Genomic DNA, 223 nt, shown 5'->3' with positions numbered 1-223 from the left:
ATCCATTGCCAGATACAGCGATTGCCCGCGCAGCGGAGTTTGCCAGTCCAGTTCATTGCGGCTGTACCAACCCCGATCAGCGGATAAGGTCAACTCGCCATCAAAGCCGCGTACCGTCCAGCGGCCACCGATTGAGAATCGATCCTGGGGCGTCAATGGGCTGGCGCTTATCTGACGCAGATATTGGGTCTGATAAGAAAAGGGCTGAGAAAACAGCGTTAAC

The 223-nt window shown here is 55.2% G+C and carries 1 protein-coding gene; it reads right to left on the bottom strand.

Annotated features, from left to right (window positions below):
• The coding region (locus tag SLS51_RS24035; RefSeq protein WP_323840949.1) for a ShlB/FhaC/HecB family hemolysin secretion/activation protein at positions 1–223 on the bottom strand (223 nt) is incomplete at both ends.

Source organism: Photorhabdus africana (genome assembly GCF_035181445.1).
In the GTDB taxonomy this organism is placed as follows: Bacteria; Pseudomonadota; Gammaproteobacteria; order Enterobacterales; family Enterobacteriaceae; genus Photorhabdus; species Photorhabdus laumondii.
This window is presented reverse-complemented; position numbering and strand designations above follow the sequence as displayed.